This window comes from Parageobacillus caldoxylosilyticus NBRC 107762 (assembly GCF_000632715.1).
Lineage (GTDB): Bacteria > Bacillota > Bacilli > Bacillales > Anoxybacillaceae > Saccharococcus > Saccharococcus caldoxylosilyticus.
Genome location: NZ_BAWO01000058.1, coordinates 1 through 23,187 on the forward strand (window position 1 = coordinate 1; position 23,187 = coordinate 23,187).

The window sequence follows — 23,187 nt, forward strand, 5'->3', positions numbered from 1 at the left end:
GGATAACCCATACTTTTTCCTATACTTGAAACGTCCGATGACGCTGGTATACGCCGGATTCACTTTTTTGATGCGAAACCCCAGCCGCATCCCCCGGCGAATGATGGTGTCAGTCAGTTTTTTCTTTTTGAAGTTATGGGTGAAACGATTGAATCGTTTGTCCGTATCGTGCCGCTGTCTTAGTTGGATGTTTTCGATGACCACTGCCCCCACATTCTCTTGAAGCAGCCAGTCATACACATCTCGTACGGTTTCTCCAACGATGTTGTTTCGTTTATTCGCCCGCACATATTCGAGTTCATGGCAGTAAAACACTTTCGATTTGAGGAAGTTTCCATGTTTTGAAACGATGCTGACGGCGATGCGGTCCATATTGATATCCATCCCAGCGATTCGTTCCGCTTGAATCGGTTCATCATCGGTAAGTTCCCTGCCATATACCTCTTCTTCATAGATGAGATGAATGTAATATTCCCCGTTTTTGCGTTGGATTTCGACGGTATATGGTTGATATTCGATGATCGGCTTTCCTTTTGCATTCACTCCGACTGGTTCTCCCATGATGAGATCGATGATTTCCTCTTCATATTTTTCAGGAACCAACACAGGCAGCCTCAAGCGAGGAGCGTGTTTCCCTTTTTGTTGTTCCAGCGGGTTGGCGATTTCTACATAACATTGGTACGTCTTGTCGTCATAGGTGAGGCGAATATTCAAATTTCCTTTTTTGCTTTTATCGCCTCTGGCGTACAACTGATTCGAGCGCAAATCTTTCCATTCTTCATTCGTGATGTTTCCTTTCAAGCGCTTATAAAAGTTCTCTTTTCCACCAAAAATCACACCTGGAATTGTCCCTTGATCGAGATGGTGCTTTAGCTCGGCTTCTTTGGATTTCCATTTTTCTAATCGTCGGTGTAATCCGTCTAAACACGTTGGAAGATCGACGTTCTTCAGTGTTTTTCTTCCATGTTGGTAGTCATCGATTTTCTTTTCCGTTTTTTCGATTTTCGCCCGCACATCCTCCAAGCGAATTGGAAGCAACTCACGTTGAGAAGAAATCAGCGATTGAGCAAGCAAGACCGCATCTTCGGCAAACCGTTTGTTAAGTCGAAATTGGTGCGGAAGGTGCTTGATGATGTCTTTGGCGTTCCTTCCCTCCAACAAACGGTTGAACGCGTATCGCTTCGCGGAACAAAAGACGCGCATCAACTCATCTAATGAACGAAGTTGTGATTCATCATGAGAAACGATTTTCATCCCCCGAACGGTTTTCACCCCCTTGCCTTCCCCCTTGTTTGGAACTTAAGAACATATATTCGCTAAATCTTCTTCATTTCCTTTTAACATGAGGAAGGGGGAGAAGATTTTTTATCAAAAGACAGGGGATGATGAAAAAGATGAAGAACATCCACCTCTCCACGTCCAATAACAGGAGATATTACATGATTTTATAGATGTTTAACAAACTGCTTATACCTTTGGTGCTTTTGGCTGCATTGATAATATTTCCATGATGAAGGGCTGTTTTCCTCTTTTTTACGATAAAAAAAGAGGGAAGAAATTATTCTTCCCTCACTGATGTCGGCAGTACTCCTTTGATAGCTTCAATCACTTTTTTATTTTCGTCATCCGTCACAAAAATGGATGCGATGCCGCGGTCTTCATGGGTGCGGATCAAGCGCCCTACCCCTTGGCGCAGCCTTAGCAGCATATATGGAACGTCGACACTCCAAAACGGATCTTCGTACGCTTTTCGCTTTGCCTGAAAAACTGGATCATTCGGCGGATATGGCAGCGACCAAATAATGACGTTTGATAGCGACGGTCCCGGGATATCAAGGCCTTCCCATAAATGTTCGGCGCACAATATCGTTTCTTCATTCGCTTGGAAGATGGCGACGAGCTCGCTAATTTCCCGATCGCCTTCAAACAAAAAGGTGAATTGCTTCTCGCCGCTCGCCGCCTCTTTAAATTGTTGCAGTTCTTGCCGTGTCGGAAATAAAATAAGGGCTCGTCCCTCTGTTTCACGAATTTTTTCGAGGGCATACGCATACTTTTGCGCAAATAATGTTTCATCATTTCTAAACGTTGGCATAAAAATCGTCATTTGCCGTTCATAATCAAACGGCGAGTCGACACTGAAAGACAAATACTCATCAATGCCAAGGCTATTCGCAATATATTGAAACGATTTGCCGCTTGATAATGTCGCCGAAGAAAATATAAACGGAATGCGCTTGCTGAATACTTTTTCGCGCAATACTTCCTGCACAGTACGCGGCATGACGACGAGCGTCGTTTCTTGTCGGAACGATTCGAGCCATATGATCGCGTCGGCATTATTCATAAACAAATCAAGCGAATATTCAATTTGATCTAAATATTCATCGACAATATTTAATTGATAGTGATCGATCGTATATGTCTCGCTTTCAAACACGAGCTCATTGCCAATCTCCACTATTTTGCCGTGTAATTGTTTCGCAAGACGGAGCAACTTTGGCGAAAACATAATTTCTTGACGGTTGGAGCCGGCGACTTCTTTTGCACATGATTTCAGTTCATCAAAAAAGCGGACCATGATTTGCAGCGTTTCCTCAATTAAATAGGCCAGCTCTTCACGGATATCGTTTTCTAAAAGTCTTGTTAACAGCGATTCGAGCGTCGTTTCTTTCATCCGGTATGTCAGCGCTTTTTGCGCGGCAAATTCGAGCAAATGCCCCTCGTCAAATACGACGCAACTCGCTTCCGGCAGAAGCGGAAGCTGTCCTTCGCGTTTACGTGCTTCATATGTCCAAACATGCTCCATGTAAAAGTCATGGGAACAAACGATTAAATCAGTGGCTTTTCGATAATATTCGCGCCACAATGTTTGTCCGCAGCGATGGCGCTTTTCACATGTAAAGCAGTCTTGAAACGGATCCCAAGCGATTTTTTTCCATTGCTCATCCGTTAAATGAGCATATTCTTTCCGGTCCCCGTAATGATAGAATGCTTGCATTGGCTTATTGTCATGCACAAATGCCGGAAGTTCATCATAAATTTGTTCGTAAAGCTCGATATCCTTGTCATCATATGTCGTTACTTCTTCGAGTTTGTTTAGACATAAATATTGATCCGGGGACTTGGCCAACCGCACATCAATATGTAAACCAAGCACATCCGATAATTTCGCGATGTCCCCTTCTTTTTTTACCAGCTGCTCAATCAGCGTCTCATCGGCGCAAGAGATAATGGCCGGCTTCCCTGTATAGCGGGCGTAACAAATCGCATACAGCAAATAGACAATCGTTTTTCCCGTACCGACTCCCGCTTCGGCAAAAATTACTTTTTTCTCGCGAAACGCGCGCTCCAACTGGAACGCCATATAAATCTGTTCATCCCGCAGCTCAAAACCGGCTTCCGGCAAAATGTCATAAAACACATCGCCAATCCACTGGCTTAACTTATCAAAAAAATTCTCGTTTTTTTCTAATTTAAAAGGATAGCGCTCACGGCTCATCGTCTAAAAACCCTCCAAAAATAATAAATAAAAACTTCCTGCCCACTGTATTTGTTATGTATGCATGCATAAGCGCGCAACGGTCTTTTGCTGCGCGCTTACGGTTCTATAAAGTCTAACAAAATAATATTATGATTGATCATTCTCAAGAAGTCAAATAATATCCGCCGATGAACGAGCGAAAACTTCTTTAGCCTCCTTATGCTTTCAACGGGCTGGATATGCGGTATGTAAACGCTTGTTTCCACATGTTTTTTGCCGCTTCAATTTGTTTTAAATGTTCGCTATCGGCATTTTGCTGCACTAAACATTCGTATGTGCGATCAAGCGCTTCGGAAATTTTCATCCAGTCAAGCGAACAATACGTCATTTTCATCCCCTTCCTGCAAAAATAGTTCATGGATAATATCCGTATTATATGCAGAAAGGAATGCCTCTATTCCTTGCCGGAAGCGCCTATTTTTATTGACCGTTCGTTTTTTCTTTCGGCGGCCGCGGCCCCCAGTACTGGTAATAATGTGTTTCGATAAAACCGTTGAATAATTTTCGGCGCTTCGTCGCTTTTTTTCCATAATGTTTTTCAAACTCTTTATGCGCCGTCAAAATATAAATGGACCACGTATCTAAGGCGGAGAACGTTTTGCCCATGTCCCGATACATTGCTTCTACTTCCCTACGCTCGCCGAGCCGCTCGCCATACGGGGGATTGCCGACGATGACGCCGTATTCTTTGCGCGTGCGAAAATCTTTTACTTGCATTTGCTTAAATGACACTAAATCGGCAAAGCCGGCTTCCATCGCGTTTGTTTTTGCGATTTCCACCATGCGATGGTCAATGTCAAATCCAGAAATATCAAGAGGCTGGTCATAGTTGGCCAAATCTTCCGCTTCCTCGCGGGCCCGCTCCCATGTTTTTTCGCCAATCCACCCCCATTGTTCAGACACAAAATCGCGATTAAATCCTGGCGCGATATTTTGACCAATCAGCGCCGCTTCAATCGGAATCGTTCCCGATCCGCAAAACGGATCAACAAATGGGCGGTCCGGCGTCCAGTTTGTCAGCTGCACGAGCCCGGCCGCCAGCGTTTCTTTTAACGGGGCTTCCCCTTGGCGGGCGCGGTAACCGCGTTTATGCAAACCGGCCCCGCTCGTGTCAATCGTCAACGTGGCGGTATCTTTATGAAGCGCAACTTCAATACGGTAAAGCGGCCCTGTTTCTTCAAACCAAGAAACGTGATACCTCTCTTTTAAACTTTCCACCACTGCTTTTTTGACGATCGCCTGACAATCCGGAACGCTAAAAAGCGTGGATTTTACCGATTTTCCGATCACCGGGAAGTTGGCATTCACCGGCAAATAGTCCGCCCACGGCAACGCTTTTGTTTGCTCAAACAGCTCCTCAAACGTTGTCGCTTTAAATTCTCCAACTTTTAATTTCACGCGATCTGCGGTGCGCAGCCATAAATTCGCGCGGCAAATCGCCAGCTCGTCGCCCTCGAACGTCACTTTTCCGTTTTCCACTTGACACTCATAGCCGAGACGGCGCACTTCATCAGCCACAACCGCTTCCAGTCCCATGGCTGCTGTGGCAATTAATGCAAAAGACTTCATAGGATACCTCCCGTTACCGTTAATGTGGCAACTGATATGCACAAAGTAGGTCATGTATAATAAAAAATTCTTTCCATCTCTCTATGGATTTAGCAGAGAAGATGTGATTCATTGCAAAAATACGAAAAGCTCTCCTTCATGCAGGAGAGCTTTTCACGGTATCCGTTACGACGTTAATAATGTTCTGTAAGCCATGTTCTGTACCTTCGTACTGCAAGCGGCTTATCGCCTCGTACTCCGGCGGTAATCATCTATCTACAGATGGAAAAGCTCCATCTGTCCTTCCCTCCGTTCATTTCCTTCGGGAAGGTGCCCCTACCATCATTTGGGTTTCTCGCTCGTGGGGTTTACCGCGTTCCACCTCTAAGGTTTCCCTTAGAGCTGCGTCACTGTGGCACTTTCAGGGTAATCGAACCATATCCCAATTGGGACTTAGGTTCTTTCCCCGCCGTCAGCCCAGCATTGCGCCAGACTGCCCTAGCTTATGGTTTCGCTAGGCACGAACACTACGGGCATCTCAGCACCGTGCGAGCATGGACTTTCCTCTACGGCAAAAATTGCCGCAGCGATTACCCGAACATTATTAACGCCGTTTGCACATTGTAGTATAGTTCATTTTCCGAGTAATTGCAATAGAAAAAGTATCCATTTTGTATGTATAGTATAGTGCATTTGTCTGCATGGAATTATTCATATAATTTATTGCCAAATACATGTTTTTCTAAATTAGATAACCGCTGCAAAATATCATAGTTTGTTGTTCCCACTTGCGCAGACGGCCGTTTTTGCAGCTCTTCCACTTGCCGTTTCAGACGAGCGTTTTCTTGCTGCAGCTGTTCAATTTCTTGTTGGAACGTTTCGTAATCTTTAATAATAATGTCCAAAAACTGATCGACTTCGTCTTGATTGTACCCCCGCATACTTACTTTAAACTCTTTTTCTAAAATTTCTTTTGGCGTTAACTTAATACGACCGGCTAACATCACTTTCACCTCAATTCTACATTCCGCTATTGTCTTTACTTTATTTTTTCAGAAATCAAATCGATTGTCAATTTGCGTTTCATTGTAAAAAAACAGGAACCGTCTTGGCGGCTCCTGTTTCATCGGGATTAAAATCCCCATGGGAACGGAGCAGGACCAGGGAACATGCAATGTTGGTTGGCTACTTCGTTGACAACCGACTCCGTATGCGGGAAATAATGTTGATGTTGGAAAAGATGATGGTTGACATGTGTCGTATGCGATGGATGAATGTGTGGTACGATCGTTGCCCCGAAATGATGTTGTACACAACATTGTGGCGGATGAACAATCGGTGCCATTACATGTGGTCTGCAAAACATACATCATTCTCCTTTCTTTTCATAGGCTTCTGTTTTACACTACTAGCCTATGATGAAAGGAGCGGACTCGTACTAGTATAGATACCCATTTTTCCTGTCCGTTGAAAACATACTGCTAACGTTACGTTAAATTAGTAAAAACAACAAACGTTAAGCATATGACGATAAAAAACAAATAAAAGATTTTTTTATACATGCTCCGCATCGCTTTCTCCCCGCCATTATTTCATTTTTAGTGATTCCGATGAAATTGTACACATTTTTTATTTTTTCTACAAGATTCGAAATAGAAAAGTTAGTTTTTTTTATTTTCTGTCATATTTTGCGCTTGCCAAGGAAATATTTTTATTATTTAATTTCCTCTTGAGGCGCTCGATCCGTTTCCTCCACTCCGACTCTTGAGCACTGTTTCCCTGTTTATATGTGCGGAATAGCGTTTTCCATCGTTCATAGGCACGGGTAGCGTAGCGGTAAGCTTCGTAAACATCGCGGAAATAATGTTCATACGCTTTGGCCAGCTCCAATCCGGCTTTTACCTTCCATGCATCGCTTCCATGCTCCCATAGTTCCAGCCAAATCGCCGCGGCCTCTTCATACCGTTTTTCTTTTTTATATAAAAGCGACAGCTGCCATTTTGCCTGCCATGCTTCTTTGGTTTCTTTTTTGGTGACATGATGGTACACCTGCTTGGCGGCAGCCGTTTCTCCTAACGATTCCAGCCAGCGCGCCGTTTCCAGCTGCTCAAGCGCATCGTCTAGCCCTAAGGCGTCCAATAACTGATTGGATAAATGAATATAAAGACAAATTAACGATAAAATATCACGCTCGTTATGCTGAAACACCGGAAAAATGCGGTCTGGATGCGGTGTAGACAGGAAATCGGCGTACATCATCGGCGCCAAAAAGCCGGGAACATCTTCTTTCCGCTCCACTTGCAGTATTTCTTTTTCCACCTCAGAAAGACGAATCGACTCAAGTTTTTGCTTCCACATTCTCCTTGAGGCATGATACAAATCGAAATGACCGAACGCCGGCAGCTTTGGAACGGCATCGCGAATCAGCGTATGACGCGTTTTTACTTTCGGCCAGTCGAATGCTTTCCCGTTATAGGTAACAAGTGTTGTATAATCGACTTCCGACAGGAAACTTTGGTATAAAGCCACTTCCGCCCCCGGATGCGGCAAAAAATGCTGCCGAACGACAACCCGGTCAGCATACACGCGGGCATGGCCAAGCAAAAAAATGACATGCCCTGTTCCGCTGCTAAGCCCGGTCGTTTCCGTATCAAAGAAAAATAAATCGCTTGCTTTAAACCCTTTGCAAGAAAGCGGATGGGCAAAAGGAGCAGCCTGCCACCGCTGATGGACATGATGCAATTCTCCAAGTTGGTAGCGGCCGTGCCGGTAATCGAGCGGGTATACCACTTCGCGGATGAGGCAGTAGTCCTCGTCAAAAAAGAACGGCTGCACTTGTTTGTTTTGCCATTCATCCAAAAACGGAATTTCCAGGCTGTGCCGCCCTGCAGCAGGGGAGTCTGCATGTTCAGACGCGGCGCCATGGCGGGATGCCAGCTGCTCCTTCCATCTCGCTAGTTTTTGCTTCATTGACATCGTGTTCATCCTTTCTCATTGGCTAGCAATTGTCGCAAAAAGGCAATGATGCGCTGCTTCGCCAAATGGTGCTGCCCCTCGACAATGCCGATGCAAGAAGGACAGCCGCTTTCACACGGGCAGTTTTCCACCCATTGCTTCACTTTTTCGATCATTTCATCATATCGTTCAAAAACGGCTTCCGATAAACCGATCCCGCCCGGATAACGGTCATAAATAAAAATCGTCGGCCTTCCCGAATGCGGTGCTTTTATTTGTGGCACGACATAAATATCCGACCGGTCACACATGACAAACATCGGGACAAGATGACGGAGAACATTCGATATCCCGATCAAGACTTGTTCAAGCAGCGGCGCGTCGATGTCAGACAGCTCTTCTCCCAGTTCGATCCATGTCGCTGATGTATGCAGCTCTTCTTCCGGCAAATGAATCGGTCCCGAACCAATGTTTTCAAATGTCGATAATTTGATTTTTTTAAAGATCGTCGCCATCGCCCTTACAGAAACATCGCCATAATGCAGGCTTAACTGCTGCCTTTGCTCGCTTCGGTCTTCTTCTAGGACATGAAGCTGCACCGCTAAATTCGCATCCGTAAAATATTCTACGTTCACTTCGCGGACATATGCCTTCTTTTCTTCCCAATCGAGCTTTTCTACTTGGTATTGCACTCCTTCATGAAGATAAATCGCTTCCTCATGCAGCAGCGTCATTGCGCTGAAACGGTCCATTTCGCCGATGACGCGATGGTTCGCTGTTTCGGAAATATCGATAATGACGACATTTTCTTGCGAGGCGGAGCGCAGGCTAATATTATGAGCCGGAAACGCGTCATTCATCCAATACCATTTGCCGGCACGGTAGTGCAAGACTTTTTGCTCTGTTAAAAATTCCAACACGTCTTCCACTTCGAGGCCGCCAAACTTTTCTCCTTTTCGGAAAGGAAGTTCATATGCTGCACATTTAAGATGATCAACAAGAATCAGCATGTTATCCGGGTTGATGCGAGCCGTTTCCGGAGAGCGGTCAAAGAAATATTCCGGATGCTGCACAATGTACTGGTCAATCGGATTAGAGCTCGCCACCATAATGACGATGGAATCGCCATGGCGTCTTCCTGCCCGTCCGGCTTGCTGCCACGTGCTCGCTACGGTGCCGGGATAACCGGTCATGATGCATGCCTGCAGCTGGCCGATATCCACGCCAAGTTCAAGCGCGTTCGTACTCACCACTCCAATAATTTCCCCGCTGCGCAACCCTTTTTCGATCTCCCGTCTTTCTTTTGGCAAATAGCCGCCGCGATAGCCGCGAATCGTTTTCGGTCCCAACCGGTCTTTCACCATCGCCTGCAAATGGCTTAAAATCAACTCGACGCGCACGCGGCTACGGGCAAAGACAATCGTTTGAATGCCGTTTTCCAAAAACTGTTTTGCCAACCGGTTCACTTCGGCAGTTGCGCTTGCCCGAATGTTAAAAGAGGAATGAACTACTGGCGGATTATAAAAAACAAAATGTTTTCTTCCCCGCGGCGCTCCATTGTTATTAATTAATGTCATGGGTTCTCCCGTCAGATGTTCGGCCAGTTCTTTCGGATTAGCAATCGTTGCCGATGTGCAAATAAAGATCGGCTTGCTTCCGTAAAACGAACAGATGCGCTTTAAGCGGCGGATGACGTTGGCAACATGGCTGCCAAACACGCCGCGATACGTATGGAGCTCATCGATGACAACATAGCGCAAGTTTTCAAATAAAGATACCCATTTCGTATGATGCGGCAAAATTGCCGAATGAAGCATATCGGGATTGGTAATGACAATATGGCCCGCCTGGCGAATTTTTTGACGAATGCCTGGGGCGGTGTCGCCATCGTACGTATAGCTATAAATCGGCACGCCCATTTCCTCGATGATTTCGTGCAATTCGTTTTTTTGGTCCTGGGCGAGCGCTTTGGTCGGAAATAAATAAAGCGCTCGGCTATGTTCCGCTTCGGCGATCGCCTGCAACACGGGCAAATTGTAGCAAAGCGTTTTCCCGGAAGCTGTCGGCGTCACCGCGACGATATGCTTGCCGTTTCGCACCGCCTCGTACGCCGCCGCCTGATGGGTGTAAAGCGAGGCGATGCCGCGCTTTACAAGCGCTGATTTGAGGCGCACGTCTAGGCTATCTGGCATTGGAACCGTATTGGCTTCCTGCGGCTCGATTTCATGCCAATATACGACATTTGGATCTTTGCGCAATTGTTCAATTAATTCATGCAGGTTCTTTTTCTTCATCCATGCTCACCTCAACGATATCACTTTTATTATTTTAATAGAAATGAGGTGGGAATTGCCACGAAAAACAATGTTCGCACACAAAAAACGCCCAGTCATCAAGACTGGACGGGGTGATCTGGCCGATATCCAAGCCGGGCGGATATTTGTTTGCCGATCGCCTGAATGCGACCCTGCAATTTTTCCATCCGCTCGTCTGTCATGCGGATCGTCGGACCGGAAATGCTGACGGCGGCCACTACGCTGCCCGAATAATCAAATATCGGAACAGCGATGCAGCGAATACCATACTCATTTTCCTCTAAATCCAATGCATATCCTTTTTGTTTTACTTTCTCTAATTCTTTGAGAAATTCATTCTTGTCCGTAATCGTAAAATCGGTATGCTTTGGCAAGCCTTTTCGATCGATGATCTCTAATGCTATATGAGGCGGCAAATGGGCAAGAATTGCTTTTCCGACGGCGGTGCAATGCATCGGCGCCCGTTTTCCTACTTTCGAATGCATGCGCAGCGTTTCCGTTCCCTCTAATTTTTCGATATAAATGACTTCTCCTTGGTCATATACCACAAGGTGAATGACCTCGTTTGTTTCTTTTTCCAATTCCCGCAAATACGGTTTCGCCTCTTTCCGCAAATCGATCGATTCAAGCAGTTTGGAACTGATTTCTAAAAATTTATAGCCAAGCTTATATCGCTCCGTTTCTTTATCTTGCTCGATGTAGCCGTATTGAACAAGGGTCGATAAAATGCGGTAGACGGAACTTTTATTAATATCCATTTGATTGGCGATTTCAGTGACGCCTAACCCATCTTTTTTCGAACTGACGATATCAATAATATGTAATGCCCGGCTTACGGATTTTACTATATTTTCTCTTTCCATCGTGTTCACCTCGACTATTCCTTCGTCCACTGCCATTATACACCAATTGCCAGGCATTTTACATATAATGGTACATTCCGCTCCATTAGCATGTTTTCGCCCGCTCCCGAGCCGTTACAAACGTATTGCGCAGCGTACCGATTTCCGCTATTTCACATTCAATCACATCGCCGGCTCCAACCAGTTCGGCGCCAACCGGGCTTCCCGTTAAAATCACATCGCCCGGTTTTAACGTCATCACGCTTGTTAAATAGGCGATCATTTTGCTGATTGGAATAATCATCAGTTCTGTCGGGCTGTTTTGTTTTTCAACTCCGTTTAATCTCGCTTTCACCCAAACAGAAGAAGGGTTCAGCTCCGTCTCGATGACAGGGCCTAACGGCGTGAACGTATCGAACGATTTGCCGATTGTCCAGTGGCCGTCCGGATGGAAAAATTGCGGCGCCGTTACATCGTTGGCAACAGTATAGCCAAATACATATTGCCAGACATCCGATTCAGGGACGTTCTTTGCTTCCTTGCCAATAACTACAGCCAATTCTGATTCAAATTTGACTTTGTCGATTCCCGCTGGAATAACGATTTCCGCTTCCGGTCCAATAACCGATGAAGACGGCTTAAAGAAAAAGACAGGAATTTCCGGAAGCACATTTGGCAATTGTTCTCGTTTTGCTACATAGTTTGCGCCAATTCCGATGATTTCATTTGGAACGAGCGGCGCCAGCAATGTTACTTCTTGCCTGCTGAAAACGTTCCCTGTATATTCCCATCCCGTAAATAAATCACCGACGATTTCGCGAATCACCTCGCCATTCACTACTCCCATATGCGTTTTTCCATCTGCAGTAAATCTGGCAAATTTCATGATGCCACTCCTCTCACATAACGTTTTCCTGTTCTTTTTCCGTATCCCTGCTTCTGGCGACTCCCGTTCTGATGGCCGCACGCGCCACCGCATCGGCCACAGCCGCGACTACGCGCTTATCAAACGGGTTTGGAATCACATAATCATTCGTTAGTTCTTCTGGGCTGATTAAACCGGCAATCGCACTAACCGCTGCTAGCTTCATCTCTTCATTAATTTCAGAGGCACGCACTCGCAGCGCTCCTTTAAAAATTCCTGGAAAGGCGAGGACGTTATTGACTTGATTTGGCAGATCAGATCGTCCCGTTGCAACAATGGCTGCTCCTGCCGCTTTAGCTTCATCCGGCATAATTTCCGGAACCGGATTAGCCAGCGCAAAGACAATGGCATTGTCGTTCATCGAGCGAACCATTTCCGGCGTGAGCGCCCCGGCAACGGAAACGCCAATAAATATATCGGCGGCTTGAATGACCTCTTTTAGTGTTCCTTGAACGCGTCCGCGATTCGTTTGCTTTGCGAGCGTTTCTTTTATCTTATTCATACCGTATGGACGGTTTTCATAAATCGCCCCTTTGGAGTCGCATAAAATGATGTCGCCCACTCCCATATAAAGAAGCAACTTCGCAATCGCGATGCCAGCGGCGCCGGCTCCGTTAATGACCACCTTGCACTCGCTCAAACGCTTTTGCACGACCTTCAACGCATTGATTAACCCGGCGGCCGTTACAATTGCGGTTCCATGCTGGTCATCATGGAATACTGGTATCGATAGCTCCTGCTTGAGGCGCTCCTCAATCAAAAAACAGTTTGGCGCGGCAATATCTTCTAAATTAATGCCGCCGAACGTCGGTTCTAACAATTTGACGGTCTGAATGATTTGTTCCGGATCATCGGTGTTAATGCAAAGCGGCACAGCATCAATGCCGGCAAATGCTTTAAATAAGGCGGCTTTTCCTTCCATGACAGGCATGGATGCGCTTGCGCCAATATTCCCCAGTCCTAATACAGCAGATCCATTGGAGACAACCGCCACAAAATTTCCTTTCATCGTGTAGTCATATATCAAATCAGGGTTGACATAAATTTCTTTACATGGCTCCGCCACTCCCGGAGAATAAACGACGCTTAAATCATCTGCATTTTCGATCGGGACTTTGACATCTACATATAGCTTTCCTTTTGCTTGCTGATGAACCAGTAGCGATTTTTCCCGCAGGTTCCGCATGATCGTTTACCTAGCTACTAACCTTTTTCCATCTATTTCTGCCGCCTTTTGTGCTGCTGTGCTTACTACAATAAATCTGTAGTAACTAGGATTTGCACCTCCTTGTTTATTTATTTGAATATTTCGACGAATAATACGAATGAACAAGGGCGTTCATGGAAGAGAAAGACGCCCTTGTTCATCATTTTCTTATTGTTGAACCGCTGCATATTTGGCTTTTGCTTCTAGACGGCGGCGATGCAAAATCGGCTCGGTGTAGCCGTTTGGCTGTTCATAGCCTTTAAAGATTAAATCGCACGCCGCTTGGAAGGCAACGGAATTATCATAGTCCGGAGCCATCGGCCGATAGTTCGGGTCGCCGGCGTTTTGCTCGTCCACCACTTTCGCCATCCGTTTTAACGTTTCTAACACTTGCTCTTTCGTGCAAATGCCATGGTGAAGCCAGTTAGCGATATGCTGGCTGGAAATCCGCAGCGTTGCCCGGTCTTCCATTAACCCGATATTATTAATATCCGGCACTTTCGAGCATCCGATACCTTGATCGATCCAGCGCACCACATAGCCTAGTATGCCTTGGCAGTTGTTATCGAGCTCTTCTTGAATTTCTTCCGGCGTCCATTGCGGATTTTTAGCGACTGGAATTTGCAAAATTTCATCACGGTAATCTTTGCGATCTTTCCGCAACTCATTTTGCACTTCTGCTACATTTACTTGATGGTAATGAAGCGCGTGCAGCGTCGCTGCTGTCGGCGAAGGCACCCATGCCGTATTGGCGCCGGCTTTCAGCTGTCCGCCTTTTTGTTTGAGCATTTCCGCCATCATATCCGGCATTGCCCACATTCCTTTTCCGATTTGGGCGCGGCCTTGGAAGCCGACCGCTAAACCGATCGCAACATTGGATTTTTCATAGGCTTGCAGCCATAGCGACGATTTCATCTCGTTTTTGCGGATCATCGGGCCCGCTTCCATCGACGTATGAATTTCATCCCCTGTCCGGTCTAGGAAACCTGTATTAATAAAGACGATGCGGTCACGCACTTGATAGATGCAGTTTTTCAAATTCAATGTCGTGCGGCGTTCTTCATCCATGACGCCGATTTTAATGGTGTTGCGTTTTAGGCCGAGCATATCTTCAACACGGTCAAACAGTTCATTCGCAAACGCCACTTCTTCTGAACCGTGCATTTTCGGTTTGACGATATAAATCGAGCCCTTACGCGAATTTAAGTAACGGGTGTTGCCAATAAGCGAATGTTTCATAATCAAGCTTGTTACAACCGCATCGATGATGCCTTCATATACTTCCTCGCCGTTGGCGTCTAGAATTGCGTTGTTTGTCATTAAGTGGCCGACGTTGCGGACGAACATAAGCGAACGTCCTGGCAGCGTAAGCTCTTTGCCATCCGGTGTTCGATAAATACGGTCCGGATTTAGCGCCCGCGTCATCGTTTTTCCATTTTTTACAAATGTAGACGTTAAATCTCCTTTGACAAGGCCAAGCAAGTTGCGGTATACGAGCACTTTATCTTCTGCATCCACAGCCGCTACCGAGTCTTCGCAGTCCATAATGGTTGTGACGGCTGCTTCCAAATAAATGTCTTTTACCCCCGCTTTATCCGTTTTCCCGACCGGATGGTTGCGATCAATTTGAATTTCGATGTGAAGGCCGTTATTTTTTAACAAAATAGCGGATGGATTTTCCGGATTTCCTTGGAAGCCGACAAATTTTTCTTCCTCTTTTAGCGTCGTAGTGCTTCCGCCTTCGACAGTAACCGTTAATTTCCCGTTGACTACCGCATATTGTACGACATCTTTATGAGAATATTCTTTTAATGGCACTGCTTGATCCAAAAACTCGCGCCCATAGGCGATCACTTTGGCGCCGCGCACCGGATTGTAGGAGCTGCCGCGTTCAGCGCCGTCTTCTTCACTAATCGCGTCCGTTCCGTACAGCGCGTCGTAAAGGCTTCCCCAGCGGGCGTTGGCCGCGTTTAGCGCATAGCGCGCGTTCGTCACCGGAACGACTAGCTGCGGTCCCGCTTGCACCGTGATTTCCTCGTCTACTCCTTCGGTTGTAATCTCAAAATCTTCCACCTCTGGCTCTAAATAGCCGATTTCGGTTAAAAATGCTTTATATTGTTCCATATCGAAGCTGCCGCGATGTTTTTTATGCCACTCGTTTAGCTTTGCTTGGATCTCATCACGGCGGGCAAGCAGCTCCTTGTTTCTTGGCGTTAAATCGGCAATTAGCGTTTCAAAGTCTTTCCAAAATTTTTTCCCATCGACACCGCTTCCAGGAAGCACTTCCTCATTGATAAACTCGTAGAGCAATGTCGATACTTGTAGATTCCCGATTTTTACGTATTGTTCCATTTCCTTTCCCTCTCTCCCCTTTTTGTTTCTTATTACGAAACACTGTTTCCTGATTGTTTAAAAAAATGATAGCATGAAATGAAATCACTTTCAATGATTTTCGCAAAATTTTCACTTTATGGAGGAAGCAACTTGTTTCATCTCGACGCATCGCCCCGGAGTTGGGAACAGCTTTCCGGCGTTCAGCAAATTTTTCGGGTTAAACACGTCGCGAATGTCGGTTTGCGCAACAATTTCTTCATCGCTGAAAATGAAGCGCATTTCTTCTTTTTTCTCGATACCAACCCCGTGCTCCCCAGTAATCGAACCGCCAACCGCGGCACATACCTGCAGGCATTCGCTTCCTGCCGCAAGCGCTCTTTCTGTTTCTCCTGGCTTTCTTGCGTCAAACAGCACAAGCGGGTGAAGATTTCCATCGCCCGCATGAAAGATGTTGGCGATGCGCAATCCATACTTTTTGCTAATCGCTCGGATATTTTTTAGCACTTCCGGCAATTTGTTGCGCGGAATAACCCCGTCTTGCACTAAGTAATCCGGGGAAATGGCCCCCATCGCGCTAAATCCGGTTTTGCGGTTGGCCCACCAGCGCGCCCGTTCTTCCTCCGATTGAGCCACTTTTACTTCGCGCACGTTGCGCTTCTTGCAAATGTGCAAAATTTCATTAATTTGCTCGGAAATGCCGGCAGAAATCCCGTCTACTTCAATTAATAAAAGCGCTTCAATATCTTTCGGATGTCCGACCGGAAAAGCGGCGGCCTCCACCCCTTCGATCGCTGTTTGATCCATCATCTCGAGCGCCGCCGGAACCATCCCTGCGGAAATAATATCGGAAACGGCCTGGCTCGCGTCTTCGACACGATCAAAATAGGCGAGCACCGTCTGCTTCGCTTCTGGATTTTTTAAAATCCGAACTGTAATTTTGGTCACAATCCCCAACGTTCCTTCTGAACCAGTCAACAGCCCTAATAAATCATATCCCGGCGGATCAGGAATGCCGTTTTCCCCGATTTCAATAATTTCCCCGTTTGGCAGCACGACTTCAAGTCCTAAAATATGGTTCGTAGTGACGCCATATTTTAAACAGTGCGCTCCTCCCGCGTTTTCGGCGACGTTTCCGCCAATCGTGCAGCAATATTGGCTCGATGGATCAGGAGCATAATAGTACCCTCGATCAGCGATCGAATTTGTTAGCTTTAAGTTCACAAACCCAGGCTCCACCACCGCGCGGCGGTTTTCCAGATCGACATGAAGCAGCCGCTTCATCCGCGTCAAACTAATCACAACTTCCCCGTTTAGCGGAATCGCGCCGCCGCTTAATCCGGTTCCGGCTCCGCGGGCAAGAAACGGCAAGTCGTGGTCATGGCAATACTTAACGATCGCTGCGACTTCCTCCGTATTTTTCGGAAATACGACCGCTTTCGGCAGATGGCGGTGAACGGTGAACCCGTCACAGTCATAGGCAATCAAATCTTCTTTTTTGTATAAAATCGACTTTTCGCCGCCAACAATGCGTGCTAACGCTTGAATATGCGGGTCCTTCGTTTGTATTGCCGTTTTTCTCATATGCGTACTTCCTTTCCTTCTTCTTTTTGGTACGCCCAATCTAATATTTGCACCGTATGGACGACTTTTTGGTTTCGTCCGTATTTCATAACGCCGAGCGCCATTTGCAGCATGCAGCCCGGATTGCCCATCGAAATCAGCTCCACATCCTGCGGAACGTGTTCCATTTTGCTTTCCAATACCGCTCCTGCCATCTCTGGATGGGTGAGATTGTAAATTCCCGCACTGCCGCAGCAGCGATCTGCGTTTGGCATGGCAACCATTTCTACTCCCGGAATGCTTGTTAATAGAGCGCGCGGCTCCTGGCGGATTCCTTGACCATGGGCCAAATGGCAGGCGTCATGGTACGTAATGCGCATGTTTAACTCGGTCTTCGGTTTGTCATATCCGGTGTCATGCAAATATTTCGAAATATCTTCGACTTTTTGGGCAAATTGTTCTGCTTTTTCATGCCACTCTGGATCGTCGCGGAACAATTCCGGATATTCCTTTAACATGCAGCCGCATCCGGCCGCATTGACGATGACGCGGTCGACATGCCTAAACGCCTCGATATTTTGCTTTGCCAGCCTGCGGCCTGTTTCGCGGTCGCCGGCATGGACATGAAGCGCTCCACAGCACGTTTGGTTTTGCGGAATAACGACATCGTTTCCGTTGCGGGTCAACACTCGGATTGTTGCTTCATTAATGTCGCTGAACATGACATCCATCACGCAGCCGGTTAGTAGTGCGACCGTATGCTTTGTTTCGCCTTTGGCTTTAATAACGTTCGTATGCTTATATTTTTTCCGCACCGGTACGCCCACTTCCGGCAAAATGGCTTCCATCTCCGCCAAATGCTTTGGCATCATACGAAGCAGTTTTGCTTTGCGGGCGAAAGTCTGCAGTCCGCTTTTTTGATACAGTTTTAACAAGCTTCCAAGCAGATGAAGACGAGATGGATACGGAAACACCCCTTTGAGGAAGAAATCACTGACCAACGCTTTCCATCCTGTTAACGGAATGGCTTGGCGAATTTGTCCGCGCACTTGTTCAATCAGTCCGCCGACATCGACATCCGCAGGGCATGCCGTCGTGCAAGCGCGGCAGTCTAGGCATGTAAAAATAGGATCGATTAAATCTTCTGTAATCTCTAGTTTTCCTTCCCCCACCGATTTCATCAAATGCACGCGTCCGCGCGGCGAATGTTGTTCCTGGCCGGTCTGTTCGTAAGTCGGGCATGATTCTAAACACATGCCGCAATGCACGCAGTCCGCCCATTTGCTTGGATCCGGCGGATCGCTAAAGCGATAGTTCCCAAGGCTGACGGTCGTACAGGCCGGTCCGCTTTTTATCTCGCTTTCTCGTAAACTCATCTTATATCCCCCCGACAAACCGCTGATGATTTAACGTTTGCTTTGGATCAATTTTTCGTTTAATTCCTTCAAGCAGAAAAAAGTACGATGGCTTTTCTCCCCATACATTGACGCGGGTGCGCAGCGCGAAAGGCAGGTGCTTGACGATGGCGTATCCGCCCAAGCTTGTCGCCGCCGCCCGCAGCTGTTCGATCGCCGTGATGATCGACTCCTCGCTTCCCTTCAAATACACTTGGCAAAGTCCGTGCCCCAGAGCCCCGTGCGCCTCCATATGGACGTGGCAGCAGTCTTCTAATAGCTCGCTCTCGCGGATGATCGAGATGACATTCAAATTCACGACGCCGATTTTCACCGCCGCTTCGACTTCGTTTCCAGCCGGTTCGTGCGGTGCGGCGCCATTCGGGCCGATCGTGTAGAACGTTTGCCAAAACGATTTGGCCTCTTCCTGCGGAAGAATACGAATCGTCGTATGGGACGGACGGAGACGCTGTACATAGTCTTCTTGATAATGAACAGCGCTTTCTACATCTTCAAACGCGATCATTAGCGTATAAGCACGCTTGCCGATCAGCCGCTCCGACAGCGATGGGCTCAGCAATTCAAAACAAACAGGCTCCATCATCGAATCGAGAAATTGAACGGCAAACGAACGAACTTCTTCCAAATTCCCCGACGGAAATGACAGCAATACAAGGCTTTCATATTTTGGCAGCGGACGGAGCTTCAGCGTGATTTCCGATAACACGCCAAGCGTGCCCATCGCTCCGATAAACAGCTTGTTCATATCATAGCCGGCCACATTTTTGACGACTTTTCCTCCAGAACGAATCACCGTTCCATCCGGATACACCGTTCTCAAGCCAATGACACTGTCGCGCGCCGAGCCGTAGCCGAGCCGTTTGGGCCCGCTGTCGTTGGCTGCAATGACGCCGCCGATCGTCGCGTATTGCGGCCATGCAGGGTCAAGCGCGACTTTTTGCCTGTATTCCGCCAAGTAATCTTGCAGCTGCCCAAACACGGTTCCTGATTTAACGGTAACCGTCATATCGGCAGCGGCATGTTCGACAATCCCGCTATAGTTGGCTAGCGATAGCAAAATATCGGCGCATTCCATTTGTCCTCCGAATCCCCGCTTCGTTCCGCCGCCGACAATGCATACTTTTTTTCCGTGGCTGTTGGCGTAACGCAATACGGCGGAAATCTCTGCTTCTGTTTGCGGATAAACGGTTACATGGCCGCCGTTGCCAAGCGGGTGCGTTTGACCGTCTATCTTCACTTGTTCTTCTGGTAAAAATGTGGTTAAATCGTCTTTCCATGCTAACGGCAGCACCCTTTGCACCTCCTGTTGTTTCGTAATAAGAAACGATGTTTCTTTTATTTTGTAAAAAATAGGCCATGCATCGGCAAATGCAAGACTCATCGACTACTGCATGTTTTATTGCTTTTTACTATTATTAAAACATCTATTTTTATTTTTTTCAACGAATTTTTTGAATTTATGAATAATTCTATTCATTCTCCTTTTTTACCGTCACATTGCATTGTTGTTCGAAAAGCTGAATGACCGCAGACATATCTAAATTGGACAACCCCTGTTGCATGGCAAGGGAAAACGCTGCTTCCGCCATTTGCCCTAAAAATTGCTTCATGCCCATTTCCTTCATCAGCTCGTTGGCCAAACGAACATCTTTATGTACATACTTTACTGCTCCACCCGGCGTAAACCGGCGCGGCAGCACATATTGCTCCATATGCCGGCGCAGCATGCGGCTATCCCCGTAGCTCACTTTCAAAATCCGATAAAGCTGTTCTGCATCTAATCCAAACGCTGTTCCGGCGACCATCGCCTCCGACGCGGCAACGGAATGTACAGCGACAAGATATTGGTTAATTAGTTTGGCCGCGCTGCCCGCCCCGCTTTCCCCCAAATATTCGACTGTTTCGCCAAGAACGTTCAGAAGCGGCAACGCTTGTTCCCAAGCGGGCTTCGCCCCGCCAACCATAATCGTCAGCGTTCCTTGCTCCGCTCCTTCCGGCCCGCCGCTCACCGGTGCGTCTAAATAGTAAATGTCTTTTTCTTGAGCCCGTTTGGCCACCGTCTTGCTTGTATCCGGTCCGACTGTCGTAAAATCAAGACAAATCGTTCCCGGACCAGCATGGTCGATGACACCGTCTTTTCGCAAATAAACGTCGATAACATCGTCCGGCATCGATAAACACGTACAAATGACATTCGAGTGCCGGGCCAGTTCCGCGATCGTGTCGGCTCTGTTTGCCCCCATCTTTACTAACGGTTTCGTTTTTTCGATAGAACGATTGTATACAGTAACCTGGTAGCCTGCACCAAGCAGCCGTTTTACCATCCTTGTTCCCATCACACCTGTACCAATAAATCCAACCTTCATTCCTCTCGCTTCGCCACTTGAATAATGATCCATTGCAGCGAAACTTCCCTCCCTTCTGCTTCGTCTCCGAAATCAATGGCCAATGTTAGACCGCTCCCCATGCAAAAAAGCAGGGGATTCTTGGGTAACCCCTTCTACTGAAGGGGAAAATAACATACGCCATCCAAAACTTTGTTCGCTTCGCCCCGATGGAATATATTCAAGCCCGACCATCCCTTTGTACCCGCATTTCTCTAAATGGCGAAAAATATATTCATAGCGAATTTCTCCCGTTCCCGGCTCATGCCGTCCCGGGACATCAGCAATTTGTACATGAGCAATCCAGTCAAAATACGTTTCAAATGTCGTTGCTAAATTTCCTTGAATTCGCTGCATATGATAAAAATCGTATTGAAGCTTGATGTTTGCTAGTCCGATTTCTTTAATCATCGAAACGGCTTCATGAATATTCGTTAAAAAATAATTCGGCATATCAAATGGATTGATCGGCTCGATTAAAAGTGTCAACGAGTGGTTCGCCATTTGTTTTGCCGCATCATAAAGATGGCGCATGTACGTTTCTTTCGCTTTTTGCCTGTCTAAATTGGCTGGAAGCACTCCCGCCATACAGTGAATATACGGAACGTTCAACTCGACCGCATATCGAATTCCTTCTTCTACGGAACGCTGAAACTCGTCCGTTCGGTCTGGGAAAATCGCGAGTCCTCTATCCCCTTTTTCCCAATTTCCTGGCGGTAAATTGATTAATACGAGAGACAATTGGTGCTGATGAAGCTCGTCGCGAATGCGTTCGATAGGATATTCGTATGGAAACTGGCACTCCACGAACGAAAAACCGCACTCTCTTACTTTTTGAAATCGTTGTAAAAACGGCATTTCTGTAAAAATAGTTGATATGTTAACAGCAAACTCGTTCATTCTTTCTTCCTCCTTTCCGACGAATATTGCTTATCATTCTCGCTGGAGATGCCGTATTCCTGCTTATTTCAGCAACCGTTTTACCCATTGAAGCGCCTTCGGGTAATTTGGATAGCGCACAGCGATATCCCATACGGTCGTTTGTTTGAGGATGCTTTTATAATGGGAAAAAGCGTCAAAGCTCGCTTTGCCGTGATACGCCCCAAATCCGCTTTGTCCGACGCCGCCAATCGGCAAATACGGCATCGTGATATGCATGAGCGTATCGTTAATGCAGCCGCCGAAACTAACGCGCTCTAACACCGCTTGTTGCACGCGGCGATCCTCCGAAAACAAATATAGTGCCAGCGTTTTTTCGTGACGTTGGATAAAGTGGATTGCTTCGTCGATGTTCGCAAACGAAAAACCGGCAAAATTGGGCGAAAGCGACCATTCTCATCTTTTCGAAGCGCGATTTAGCAGTCTGGCTGCTTACTGCAATGAAAAAAGGACTGTTTTCCTGGCCAACAGGGAAAACAGTCCTTTTTGTATAAACATTCGATCAATCTTCATCACTGGCAAAAAAGCGCAAAACGTAAATAAACAAGTTAATAAAGTCAAGATAAATGTTGACGACAATCATCGGAATGTCAGCTTCCGTAAATCCATAGCGGGCAAGGCGATTGATGTCGTAAATCGTAAAGCCAAGGAAAATGAGAATCCCTAAGGCAGCGATTCCCATTTGCCCGACGCTGGAAAACGGAATAAACCATTGAATAATCAAGAGACCGAGCAGCGCAAACGCGCCAAGCATTAAAAAGCCGCCGAGAAAAGAGAAATCTTCTTTCGTTTTTGCCGCGTAAATGGCCACGCCGGAAAACGAGACGGCTGCCAGGGCAAACGCCTTCAACACCGCATCGGCGCCGATAACGGAAATGTAATAGCCGATCAGCGGATAGAGCGTTGCACCAGATACGAGCATAAAACTGTACATAAGCGGATAGCCGACCGCTTTTTTGCTGCGGGCAAAAATCATCACAAGCAGCAAAACGATCTCCAGTACAGCAAGTGGTAAATGCATCGCTGCCGGAATCCATTGTCCGACGTAAAGACCCCCTGTTGCCACTGCTAATGCTACTAAAAATGTAACGGTTAGTTTAGCAATGGGACTAGATGAATACGTTGTTGAGTACAACACACATTCCTCCTTTTTTATTTAGTTTATCACAATTGACCGTGAGCGGTCATTAGCTAAAATGGTAGTTTTGTATGAAAAAATACA

Annotated in this window: 18 protein-coding genes, 1 other RNA gene and 1 pseudogene; all 20 read right to left on the minus strand. The window is 46.7% G+C overall.

What is annotated here, in order from left to right:
• The coding region (locus tag GCA01S_RS15215; RefSeq protein WP_042411104.1) for an IS200/IS605 family accessory protein TnpB-related protein at window positions 1-1,272 on the minus strand (1,272 nt) is incomplete at its 3' end.
• 286 nt (window positions 1,273-1,558) lie between these two features.
• Window positions 1,559-3,499, minus strand: coding sequence for an ATP-dependent DNA helicase (locus GCA01S_RS15220; protein ID WP_042411106.1), 1,941 nt, complete (start codon window positions 3,497-3,499; stop codon window positions 1,559-1,561).
• Between the two features lie 199 nt (window positions 3,500-3,698).
• Complete coding sequence (locus GCA01S_RS20215; protein ID WP_155835586.1) at window positions 3,699-3,875, minus strand: hypothetical protein; 177 nt, start codon at window positions 3,873-3,875, stop codon at window positions 3,699-3,701.
• Window positions 3,876-3,961: 86 nt separating this feature from the next.
• Window positions 3,962-5,110 (minus strand): THUMP domain-containing class I SAM-dependent RNA methyltransferase, encoded by a 1,149-nt coding sequence (locus GCA01S_RS15225; protein WP_017437373.1) that lies wholly within the window; start codon window positions 5,108-5,110, stop codon window positions 3,962-3,964.
• Window positions 5,111-5,292: 182 nt separating this feature from the next.
• Window positions 5,293-5,691: RNase P RNA component class B (gene rnpB, locus GCA01S_RS19530), an RNA gene on the minus strand.
• Between the two features lie 105 nt (window positions 5,692-5,796).
• Window positions 5,797-6,093 (minus strand): cell division regulator GpsB, encoded by a 297-nt coding sequence (gene gpsB / locus GCA01S_RS15230; RefSeq protein ID WP_017437372.1) that lies wholly within the window; start codon window positions 6,091-6,093, stop codon window positions 5,797-5,799.
• Between the two features lie 128 nt (window positions 6,094-6,221).
• On the minus strand, window positions 6,222-6,455 hold the full coding sequence (locus GCA01S_RS19535) for a CotD family spore coat protein (RefSeq protein ID WP_017437371.1): 234 nt from the start codon (window positions 6,453-6,455) through the stop codon (window positions 6,222-6,224).
• A gap of 305 nt (window positions 6,456-6,760) precedes the next feature.
• Window positions 6,761-8,065, minus strand: a complete 1,305-nt coding sequence (locus GCA01S_RS15235; RefSeq protein ID WP_017437370.1) for a ribonuclease H-like domain-containing protein — start codon at window positions 8,063-8,065, stop codon at window positions 6,761-6,763.
• Window positions 8,066-8,070: 5 nt separating this feature from the next.
• A complete protein-coding gene (locus GCA01S_RS15240; RefSeq protein ID WP_042411108.1) occupies window positions 8,071-10,338 on the minus strand; it encodes a DEAD/DEAH box helicase in 2,268 nt (755 codons plus the stop codon).
• A gap of 98 nt (window positions 10,339-10,436) precedes the next feature.
• Window positions 10,437-11,222: an IclR family transcriptional regulator gene (locus GCA01S_RS15245; RefSeq protein WP_017437368.1), complete on the minus strand. Its 786-nt coding sequence runs from the start codon at window positions 11,220-11,222 to the stop codon at window positions 10,437-10,439.
• Window positions 11,223-11,307: 85 nt separating this feature from the next.
• Window positions 11,308-12,087 carry a fumarylacetoacetate hydrolase family protein gene (locus tag GCA01S_RS15250; RefSeq protein ID WP_017437367.1) on the minus strand — a complete coding sequence of 260 codons (780 nt, stop codon included), beginning with the start codon at window positions 12,085-12,087 and terminating at the stop codon, window positions 11,308-11,310.
• Between the two features lie 13 nt (window positions 12,088-12,100).
• Complete coding sequence (locus tag GCA01S_RS15255) at window positions 12,101-13,312, minus strand: NAD(P)-dependent malic enzyme (protein WP_017437366.1); 1,212 nt, start codon at window positions 13,310-13,312, stop codon at window positions 12,101-12,103.
• A gap of 189 nt (window positions 13,313-13,501) precedes the next feature.
• Entirely contained in the window at window positions 13,502-15,685 is a 2,184-nt protein-coding gene (locus GCA01S_RS15260; RefSeq protein WP_042411110.1) for a malate synthase G, read from the minus strand.
• A gap of 111 nt (window positions 15,686-15,796) precedes the next feature.
• Complete coding sequence (locus tag GCA01S_RS15265; RefSeq protein WP_017437364.1) at window positions 15,797-17,248, minus strand: FAD-linked oxidase C-terminal domain-containing protein; 1,452 nt, start codon at window positions 17,246-17,248, stop codon at window positions 15,797-15,799.
• Window positions 17,245-18,603, minus strand: a complete 1,359-nt coding sequence (locus GCA01S_RS15270) for a (Fe-S)-binding protein (protein WP_017437363.1) — start codon at window positions 18,601-18,603, stop codon at window positions 17,245-17,247. The genes GCA01S_RS15265 and GCA01S_RS15270 overlap by 4 nt, the downstream gene beginning before the upstream one ends.
• A 1-nt stretch (window position 18,604) precedes the next feature.
• Complete coding sequence (locus tag GCA01S_RS15275) at window positions 18,605-19,933, minus strand: FAD-binding oxidoreductase (RefSeq protein WP_042411112.1); 1,329 nt, start codon at window positions 19,931-19,933, stop codon at window positions 18,605-18,607.
• Between the two features lie 178 nt (window positions 19,934-20,111).
• Window positions 20,112-21,059, minus strand: a pseudogene (locus GCA01S_RS15280) (NAD(P)-dependent oxidoreductase); the annotation flags it as partial.
• 21 nt (window positions 21,060-21,080) lie between these two features.
• Complete coding sequence (locus tag GCA01S_RS15285; protein ID WP_017437360.1) at window positions 21,081-21,926, minus strand: hydroxypyruvate isomerase family protein; 846 nt, start codon at window positions 21,924-21,926, stop codon at window positions 21,081-21,083.
• 63 nt (window positions 21,927-21,989) lie between these two features.
• Window positions 21,990-22,316 carry an aldehyde dehydrogenase family protein gene (locus GCA01S_RS15290; RefSeq protein ID WP_155835587.1) on the minus strand — a complete coding sequence of 109 codons (327 nt, stop codon included), beginning with the start codon at window positions 22,314-22,316 and terminating at the stop codon, window positions 21,990-21,992.
• A 151-nt stretch (window positions 22,317-22,467) separates the two neighbouring features.
• The gene (locus GCA01S_RS15295) at window positions 22,468-23,103 is read right to left on the minus strand and encodes a Bax inhibitor-1/YccA family protein (RefSeq protein ID WP_042411114.1); all 636 of its coding nucleotides are present in this window, start codon (window positions 23,101-23,103) and stop codon (window positions 22,468-22,470) included.
• Window positions 23,104-23,187 lie beyond the last annotated feature (84 nt).

Bases quoted from the DNA above. Each gene is read 5' to 3' on its own strand.
- GCA01S_RS15220 (WP_042411106.1), bottom strand. From the start codon at position 3,499: ATGAGCCGTGAGCGCTATCCTTTTAAATTAGAAAAAAACGAGAATTTT.
- GCA01S_RS20215 (WP_155835586.1), bottom strand. From the start codon at position 3,875: ATGAAAATGACGTATTGTTCGCTTGACTGGATGAAAATTTCCGAAGCG.
- GCA01S_RS15225 (WP_017437373.1), bottom strand. From the start codon at position 5,110: ATGAAGTCTTTTGCATTAATTGCCACAGCAGCCATGGGACTGGAAGCG.
- gpsB (WP_017437372.1), bottom strand. From the start codon at position 6,093: ATGTTAGCCGGTCGTATTAAGTTAACGCCAAAAGAAATTTTAGAAAAA.
- GCA01S_RS19535 (WP_017437371.1), bottom strand. From the start codon at position 6,455: ATGTTTTGCAGACCACATGTAATGGCACCGATTGTTCATCCGCCACAA.
- GCA01S_RS15235 (WP_017437370.1), bottom strand. From the start codon at position 8,065: ATGTCAATGAAGCAAAAACTAGCGAGATGGAAGGAGCAGCTGGCATCC.
- GCA01S_RS15240 (WP_042411108.1), bottom strand. From the start codon at position 10,338: ATGAAGAAAAAGAACCTGCATGAATTAATTGAACAATTGCGCAAAGAT.
- GCA01S_RS15245 (WP_017437368.1), bottom strand. From the start codon at position 11,222: ATGGAAAGAGAAAATATAGTAAAATCCGTAAGCCGGGCATTACATATT.
- GCA01S_RS15250 (WP_017437367.1), bottom strand. From the start codon at position 12,087: ATGAAATTTGCCAGATTTACTGCAGATGGAAAAACGCATATGGGAGTA.
- GCA01S_RS15255 (WP_017437366.1), bottom strand. From the start codon at position 13,312: ATGCGGAACCTGCGGGAAAAATCGCTACTGGTTCATCAGCAAGCAAAA.
- GCA01S_RS15260 (WP_042411110.1), bottom strand. From the start codon at position 15,685: ATGGAACAATACGTAAAAATCGGGAATCTACAAGTATCGACATTGCTC.
- GCA01S_RS15265 (WP_017437364.1), bottom strand. From the start codon at position 17,248: ATGAGAAAAACGGCAATACAAACGAAGGACCCGCATATTCAAGCGTTA.
- GCA01S_RS15270 (WP_017437363.1), bottom strand. From the start codon at position 18,603: ATGAGTTTACGAGAAAGCGAGATAAAAAGCGGACCGGCCTGTACGACC.
- GCA01S_RS15285 (WP_017437360.1), bottom strand. From the start codon at position 21,926: ATGAACGAGTTTGCTGTTAACATATCAACTATTTTTACAGAAATGCCG.